This is a genomic window from Campylobacter concisus (assembly GCF_902460575.1).
Lineage (GTDB): Bacteria > Campylobacterota > Campylobacteria > Campylobacterales > Campylobacteraceae > Campylobacter_A > Campylobacter_A concisus_AW.
Map to the genome: position 1 here is coordinate 143867 of NZ_CABPUY010000003.1, position 8253 is coordinate 152119.

6 protein-coding genes and 1 pseudogene are annotated in these 8253 nt (G+C 38.5%); all 7 read left to right on the plus strand.

The features are described from left to right. The first annotated feature begins 73 nt into the window (after nt 1-73). On the plus strand, nt 74-694 hold the full coding sequence (locus tag F3G76_RS07200) for an NAD(P)H-dependent oxidoreductase (protein WP_149706326.1): 621 nt from the start codon (nt 74-76) through the stop codon (nt 692-694). 120 nt (nt 695-814) lie between these two features. Then, nucleotides 815-4867: a diguanylate cyclase domain-containing protein gene (locus F3G76_RS07205; RefSeq protein WP_223227445.1), complete on the plus strand. Its 4053-nt coding sequence runs from the start codon at nt 815-817 to the stop codon at nt 4865-4867. Beyond that, nucleotides 4860-5720, plus strand: a complete 861-nt coding sequence (locus tag F3G76_RS07210) for an ATP phosphoribosyltransferase regulatory subunit (RefSeq protein WP_103639080.1) — start codon at nt 4860-4862, stop codon at nt 5718-5720. The genes F3G76_RS07205 and F3G76_RS07210 overlap by 8 nt, the downstream gene beginning before the upstream one ends. 2 nt (nt 5721-5722) lie before the next feature. Next, the gene (locus F3G76_RS07215; protein WP_012140419.1) at nt 5723-6973 is read left to right on the plus strand and encodes an adenylosuccinate synthase; all 1251 of its coding nucleotides are present in this window, start codon (nt 5723-5725) and stop codon (nt 6971-6973) included. Then, complete coding sequence (locus tag F3G76_RS07220; protein WP_021086090.1) at nt 6970-7392, plus strand: flagellar export protein FliJ; 423 nt, start codon at nt 6970-6972, stop codon at nt 7390-7392. The genes F3G76_RS07215 and F3G76_RS07220 overlap by 4 nt, the downstream gene beginning before the upstream one ends. After that, nucleotides 7392-7955, plus strand: a complete 564-nt coding sequence (locus F3G76_RS07225) for a MotE family protein (RefSeq protein WP_148823647.1) — start codon at nt 7392-7394, stop codon at nt 7953-7955. Before F3G76_RS07220 ends, F3G76_RS07225 begins: the two co-directional genes overlap by 1 nt. A 101-nt stretch (nt 7956-8056) precedes the next feature. After that, a pseudogene (locus tag F3G76_RS07230) lies at nt 8057-8253 on the plus strand (aminoacetone oxidase family FAD-binding enzyme); the annotation flags it as partial.

Consider the following 8253-nt stretch of genomic DNA (forward strand, 5'->3'; position numbering starts at 1 on the left):
TAAAGTCTGGCTAAATTTCTTTTAATTTACCTAGTCGCTTTATAATGTCAAGAAATTTAACAAAGGAGATATGATGAACTATCTTGAAATTTTAAAATTTCGTCACGCTTGCAAAATTTTTGACGAGAGCAAAAAGATCGGAGCTGGCGAATTTGACTTTATCCTAGAGGCTGGCAGACTAAGCCCAAGCTCGACTGGGCTTGAGCAGTGGGACTTTTTGGTCGTGCAAAACAAAGAGCTTAGAGAGAAGATAAAAGCTGTTTCGTGGAGCCAAGTGCAAATCACCTCTTGCTCGCATTTAGTTGTCATCTTAGCTAAGATCAAAGAGGTAAAAGTTGGCAGTAGCTATATCGATAAAATGATCGCTAGAAGAGCCGACAAAAATATTGAAGCTGCCGCTGCAAGGCAGAAATTCTTTTTACTATCAAATTTTAAAAATGACGACGAGCTAACATTTCAGTGGTCACACGAGCAGTGCATGATAGCTGCGACAAATATGATGAACGCAGCCGCAAGCCTTGGGATTGACAGCTGCCCGATAGAAGGCTTTGACAGACACGCTTTAAATGAAATTTTAGGGCTTGATGAGAGCGAAAAAAGAGTGGCTATTTTAGTGCCATTTGGCTACCGTCTAAATCCACAACCAGAAAAACTACGCAGACAAAGAGCTGAAGTAGTTACTTGGATATACTAAGTCACGGGGCAAAACGCCCTGTGATCTCTTTAAATTTAAACAAAAAGGCATTTTATAAGCTAAAAAAAGTAAATTTGCGTTAAAATCATGGCTAGTTTTAAAAAGCGAGGCTTAAATTTAATGCAAAAAAATAGCGCTAAACCAGTTTTGCAGATTTTTAAGAGGTTCTATGTAAAGATAGCACTACTTCTTTTTGCCTTCATCTTTCTTGCACTTTTTGTCATATTTGCTGGCATAAACGATATAAAATATGAAATTTCAACACTAAATTTTATCACTAGAAACAACATCGTGAGTACATTTGTAGAGGTAAAAGACAATATCGCCACAAAGGCAAGACTCATAGCAAACGGCGTAGAGCCATTTTATGAAGATACTGTTGTAAGTAAATTCTACGCCGCTTTTTACGTGATAGCAAAAGACAACTCCTTGCTTTATGAGCGTAAATTTGAGGGTGCTTTTGAGTTACACAACTACGATATCTCGTGGTTTTCAGATATAAAAGCAGGCGAGTTTAGGCTCTCTGATAGATTTTATAAAAATAGACGCTTTAAAGATATCTACATAGCTTACGGGCTAAAAAATGGCAATAAAATTCTCGCCCAGTTAAATCCAAATCTTTTAAAAAATAGGGTCGATACAGGCTACAATAAAAACCTTGCCGCATACGTCTTTTTGGTCGATAAAGATGGCAACCTCTCAAGAGATGAGTTTTATAGGAAATTTATAAAAGAGGACTTTAACAAATACATCTCACAAGGTGGCGAGTTTAAAAGTGACAAGATCATTTTTATACTAAAGGATATGAATTTTTACAAAATCAGCTACCTAGAAGAGCAAAAACTATTTGTCATAACAGGCTCTAGTAGGCAGCTTCAGATCTTTATCCAGCTAGTTCTAGTCGTGCTTTCGTTTTTCTGTTTTGTCGCATTTAGCATACTTTGGCTACGTGATAACTCTTATATAAAAGATAAAATTCTCTCTCCATTTACTAGAATCGCTCTTTTTGCGACAGATAAAAGTAAGCCAACTGATGAAGAATTTGACATAAAAGAATTTACCTCGCTAAACAACAGCATCAAAAAACTCTACGAAGATAGAGATAAAGCTTACGAGACGGCACAAAGCTACGAGAGTAGATTTGGCTATGTATTTGAAAAGAGCTTTTTAAAGATCGTGGTCTTTGACGCTTATACTGGCGTCATCACGGACATTAGCAACGCTCTTTTAGAAAATCTAGGCTACAAAAAAGATGACGTAGCAGATCTAAATATCAAAGAGCTACTTGATGATGAGTCTAAAAATTTAGCAGAAAATAGAGAAAACGCTATAAATAATGATCTATCTTATGAAGCTAAGCTAAGACGTAAAAATGGCGAGATAATCGATGTTTTAGCAACACAAAGTAGCTTTGAGCTAGAAAACACAAGGCTAAATTTCATACTCATAAAAGATATCACTCAAGAAAAGATGACGCAAATAAATGACGATATCATCAAAAGCTACGTCTTTTTATCGCCAAATGTCATTGCTATCGCTTCGGCACAAGAGCCATTTTTGATCATCCAAAGCACAAACAATGTCGAGAGAATTTTTAATGTCCAAAGCCAAGGTCTTATAAATTTAGAAGATATCATCGCAAGCGAGGACTTTGATAGCTTTAAAGCTGCCGTGCTAGCAAGCAAAAAAGCCTTTTTGCAAGCAAGCTTTAAAAATGAAGAGCTAAATTTCATAGCAAATATGACAAACGCTTATGGCAAGAAAATTCCATTTAAGATAAAGGCTAAATTTATCGATGCAGACGAGCAAAAGGTCATCTACTCATTTACCGATCTTAGTGATATGCTAAAGCTTCAAGAGAGATTTGAAAAACAAAGCAAAGAGAGCAAGGCGCTGCTTTGGGCGAGTGAGGCAAATGTCTTTACTTGGGATAAAAGAAGCGACATGCTCAACATCTCAGACGAGCTAAGTAAAATTCTTGGCACGCAAAGCACTCTAAATTTCGAGCAGGCAAAGTCGGTCTTTGTCGATGAGTTTGATAGTTTTTATAGCTTTTTTGAGAGCTTAAGAGACGCTCAAACATACATAAAAGATATCAAGCTTTACAGCATAGATAAAGAAATTTTACACTTTAGACTAAGGGCAAAAGCGCTTGAATACGACGAATTTGGCGAAGTAAGCTTGATAAAAGGCACGTTAAGAGATCTTAGCCTAGAAGATAGCTTCTTTGTCTGCCAAGACCTGCTTGCAAAAATTTTCTCATTTAGCAAAGAAGAGGTCGTCTTGCTTGATGAAGAGATGAGGGTTATTGACGCAAATGACGCATTTTTTGAAAGTGCAGGCGCAAAAGATAGCGTATATCTAAAAGATATCACCTTTATAAAGCAAGGCTTAAGCGATATAAAACACCAGATCATAGAGACTATAAACCAAGGCGGCTCGTGGAGTGGCAAGGTTTGGAGCGAAAATAATAAAAACAAAAGCAAGCTTGAAGTCATAGAAATTTTACCGCTTATCGATGCGAATGAGAAAAAAACCGGCTACATCATGCTAGCAATGCTTGCAAATAACGAAGCGCAAAATGAAAAATATCTAGAATTTATCGCATATCACGATCCGCTTACAAAGCTACCAAATAGATTTTTACTCTACAACAAGCTAAATTCTCTCATACAAAAAAACGAACAAAAAATAGCCGTCATCTACCTTGATATGGATGATTTTAAGAGCATAAATGACAACTTCGGCCACCAAATAGGCGATAAATTTCTAGTAGCTATCTCTGAAAAGATAGGCGCTATGTTTAATGGCAAAAATATCTTTGCAAGGATAGGCGGAGATGAGTTTGTAGGCGTCATAAACTACGAAAATTTAGGCGAAGTCTATGAGATAGCACAAAATATGCTAAGGCTAGCTTCAGATGAAGTAAAAATAGACGAGCTAAAACTAAAAGCAAGCGCTAGCGTAGGCATAGCCTTAGCTGATAGTGAGCTTGGGGCTGATGATGTGCTACAAAGAGCCGACTGGGCGATGTATCAAGCCAAGATAAGTGGCAAAAACAGAAGCTATACATTTGATGCGAAAAAAGATGTCTATTTTAAGAGCCAATACGAAGATGGCTCAAAAATTTTAAAAGCGCTTGATGCTGGTGAGATGTTTTTAGAATTTCAACCAGAGATCAGCTTTAGCACGGGCGAGACTTTAAGTTTTGAAGCGCTTATTAGATGGAGAAAAGATGGCGAGATCATCTATCCAAGCGACTTTTTACCACTTATAAAAACAAGTAGCGCATCAAGTAATATCGCTTTATTTACGATAAAAGAGGCGCTTTTAGCAAGAAAAATGTGGCTAGAAAATGGCATAAGTGCAAAGGTTCGTGTAAATTTAAGCGTTAAAAAGCTCTTTACGCAGGAATTTTGGCATAAATTTAAAGCGATATTTGATGAGGATAAAAGCCTTGATCCAACTGGGCTTATCATCGACGTTATCGACGCTGCAACAGCTACAAATTTAGAAGTTTTAGAAATTTATGTGAGAAAATATAAAGAGCTTGGCATACACTTCTCGCTTGATGACTTTGCCTCATACTCAAGCTCGATCGAAGCTCTTGGTATGCTAAAGACAAACCGCTTTAATATAGATAATAAATTTTGCAAACATATCTTTAACTCAAAAGAGGCGCTTGAGAGCATAAATATGATAAGGTTTGTGGCTGATAAATTTGGACTAAATGCGACTATAAAAAATATCGATGACAAAAGAACGCTTGAGTTTTTACTTGGTCTTGGCTTTGATAAATTTCAAGGTAATATTTTCTCATTAGCGCTTTTGGCAAAAGATGCTGCTTTATTTAAATTTGAAAGACCATATCTACACATAAAAGACTATAAAAATAGCGAGAATTTCGAACTTTTTAAAGGCTTAGTCGTGCTAAAAGAGCTTGCAAATGAAGTGATAGCAAATTTAAATCAAGACGACAAACTAGCACAAAGCCTAAAACAAAAAATAGAAGATGAGATAAAAAATATAGGTAAATTTAATCAAGAAATTTCCATAAATTTAAGCAAACTAGCAAGTAGCAGCGACAGCGGCGAACTCTATAATCTAGCCATGTCCATCATCAAAGAGTGCGATATAAATTTAGGTTTTAGTAAGGAGATAAGAGTTGAGTGATGTAAATGTTTATGAGCACGAGATCCCAAACGGAAGCAAACTTTACTTTGCAAAAAGTGCAAAACTAAAGAGAAAAATCGAGCAAAAAGCGAGTGAAATTTTAGAAGATGAAGGTTTTAGCGAGATCGTAACGCCGTTTTTTTCGTATCATCAACATCTAAGCGTAGATGCGACAAATCTTCTGCGCTTTAGCGACAGTCTGAACCACGAGATAAGCCTAAGGGCTGATAGCACGGTTGATACCGTTAGGATCGTGCTTAGAAGGCTTAAAGCAAACGAGCCAAAGAGGTGGTTTTACATCCAGCCTGTCTTTCGCTACCCAAGCCAAGAAATTTATCAAATAGGCGCTGAGCTTATCGGTGAAAACGACATTTTAAAGAGCATAAACATAGTAGCAAAGCTTTTTAGCGAGCTTGAGATCGGCGCTTGTTTGCAGCTTAGCAACATGCAAATCCCAAGGATAATTTGCGAAATTTTAAACTTAGAGATAGAAATTTTTGAAAACTCATGGCTAGAAAAAATTTTAGCCCAAAACGTACCGTGGCTTAGCAAACTAGCCCTTTTAAAGGACGCTAGCGAGCTTGATGAGATAGTAAATTTAGTCCCTGACAAGCTAAAAGGGGCGCTAAAAAATTTACAAAGCGTAGCCAAATCACTAGAATATAAAAATTTAAGAATAGTTCCGCTATATTACTCAAAAATGAGATATTATGATAGTTTATTTTTTAGATTTTTAAAAGACAACGCCATCTTAGCAAGTGGCGGAAACTATGAAATAGACGATATTTCAAGCAGTGGGTTCGCTGTTTATACAGATGCATTGATAGAAGAAAAAATTAATTTAAGGAAGTAAGAATGAGAAAGGCTGATTTAGTAGTTGGTGTTCAATGGGGTGATGAGGGCAAAGGCAAGATAGTTGATATGCTAGGACTAAACTATGACATGATTTGTCGCTCTCAAGGTGGCCACAACGCTGGTCATACGATCTGGGTCGATGGCGTAAGATACGCACTTCACCTTGTCCCAAGCGGAATTTTACACAAAAATATCATAAATATCATCGGCAACGGCGTCGTTGTCTCTCCAGAGGTGCTCATCACTGAGATGGCACAATTTGACAACTTAGAGGGCAGACTTTATATAAGCGACAAAGCACACTTAAATTTAAGTTACCACAGCCAAGTCGATCAAGCAAAAGAGCGCTTAAAAGGCGAAAAAGCGATCGGAACAACTGGCAAAGGCATCGGACCAACATACGCAGACAAGATAAGTAGAAGCGGCCACAGAGTTGGCGAACTACTTGAGCCAGAGCGTTTGTGCGATGCTTTGATGCATGATTTTGAAACAAACAAACCAGTATTTGACGCTCTTGGCGTAAAGATACCTGAAGAAAATGAGCTACTTGAAGAGCTAAAAAGATATAAAGAGGTGCTTGCTCCATTTATCGCAAACACTACAAATTTAGTTTGGAAAGCGCTTGATGAAGATAAAAAAGTCCTACTTGAAGGCGCTCAGGGCACACTTCTTGACATCGATCACGGCACATATCCTTATGTAACTAGTTCAAATACCATAAGCGCTGGCGCTTGCACAGGCCTTGGACTAAATCCAAAAGAGATAGGCAAAGTAATAGGTGTCATCAAAGCATATACAACTCGCGTAGGACACGGACCTTTCCCGACTGAAGACAAAGGCACGAACGGCGATAAGATGTGCGAGATCGGTAAAGAATTTGGCACAACAACAGGCCGCCGCAGACGTTGTGGTTGGTTTGACGCAGTAAGCGTAAAATACGCTTCAAGGCTTGATGGCGTCGATACCTATGCGCTTATGAAACTTGACGTGCTTGATGGCTTTGAGGTGGTAAAAATTTGCAAAGCGTATCAATATAATGGTGAGACGATCGACTACGTGCCAACAGATCTTGAAAATGCAACGCCTATTTATGAGGAGCTTGCGGGCTGGGACAGCGTAAAAGGCATCAGCCGATATGAAGACTTGCCAGCAAACGCAAGAGCGTATATCGAGCGTATAGAGGAGCTAACTGGCGTGAAGGTCGGCTACATCTCAACAAGCCCTGAAAGAAGCGATACGATCATTAGATGAAAAGTAAATTTACCTCCGTCGTCCGCGTCAAAAAGCAGGAGATGGATAAGGTAGAGGCTAAGCTCGTCGTTGCTAGGCTAAATGTAAGAAATGCTGAAGAAAAAATAGCACTCTTAAGGGCCAAGCTCAACGAGTTTAGCCTGCCAAAAAGTGGCAACATAGGCGAGCTAAGAGAAAATTTAGAGCTCATAAACATAGCAAGAGCCGAGCTAAGTGCCTGCAAAGAGAGCTTAGAGATAGCAAAAAAAGAGGTCTTGCACTACGAGCACAAATATAAAAATGCAAATTTAGAGTATGAAAAGATGAAATATCTAGAAAAAGAAGAATTTAAAAAAGAGATAAAACGCATACAAAAGGCTGAAGCGCTGGCTCTTGATGAGTTTGCGGTTATGAAATTTGCGGCCAAAAGCGAGGCGTGATGAGAGCTGCTTTACTCTTTTTTATAGTCATAAATTTTGCATTTTGCTTTGAAGTGCCGGTTGATTGCACTCAGATCTTTGAAGCTAGAAAAGAGGAAATTTCAAAGGAGCTTGAGGTCATTGATGAGCAGCGCCAAGCCCTAGAGGTCTTTCGAGCAAGCTCGGCTGCGGCTTATGAAGAGAACAACAAAAAGCTCGCCAAAAAAGAGGCTGATCTGAATGCGACGATGAAAGTGATCGAGCAAAAACGCAAAGAGATCGACGAAGTTGTCGCTAAAAATGAGAAAATTTTAAAAGAGCTTCGCACGATGACGACTGATAAAGTCAATGAATCCTACGCCAAAATGAAAGATGGCGCAGCAGCCGAAGTGCTCTCACAAATGCCTAGATCAAACGCAGCCACCATACTTTACGCCCTTGATGCAAAAAAGATCTCAACCATAATGGCCAAAATGGATCCAAAAGTTGCCTCTGAGATCACAGCCCTACTTCAAAAAGGCCCACCATTTATCGACGAAAAAGGCGATATGCCAGCCCCAGCTGGAAGCATAAATATGCAATAAATTTAATTTACTGCCAATCTAAAAAACTAAATTTAACTGATAAATTTAACCTATTTGCTCACCAGTCTCTTATTTTTACCCCTGCTCTTGTTGGCTTTAGCGTGCAAAAAGATGAGTTTTGGTTTAAAGAGCTTAGTGGCGTTAGTCTAAGCGCGGATGTAGTGATAAATGACAAAAACGAGAGCCATAAATTTAGTGGCGATCTGCTTTTTACGCACAGAGGCATAAGCGGTCCAGCTATACTAAACGCCTCACTCTTTTGGCAAAAGGGTCGAATTTGCATAAATTTTTTGCCTAA

Coding starts and splice junctions, on each gene's coding strand:
- F3G76_RS07200 (WP_149706326.1), top strand. CDS start 74: ATGAACTATCTTGAAATTTTAAAATTTCGTCACGCTTGCAAAATTTTT.
- F3G76_RS07205 (WP_223227445.1), top strand. CDS start 815: ATGCAAAAAAATAGCGCTAAACCAGTTTTGCAGATTTTTAAGAGGTTC.
- F3G76_RS07215 (WP_012140419.1), top strand. CDS start 5,723: ATGAGAAAGGCTGATTTAGTAGTTGGTGTTCAATGGGGTGATGAGGGC.
- F3G76_RS07220 (WP_021086090.1), top strand. CDS start 6,970: ATGAAAAGTAAATTTACCTCCGTCGTCCGCGTCAAAAAGCAGGAGATG.
- F3G76_RS07225 (WP_148823647.1), top strand. CDS start 7,392: ATGAGAGCTGCTTTACTCTTTTTTATAGTCATAAATTTTGCATTTTGC.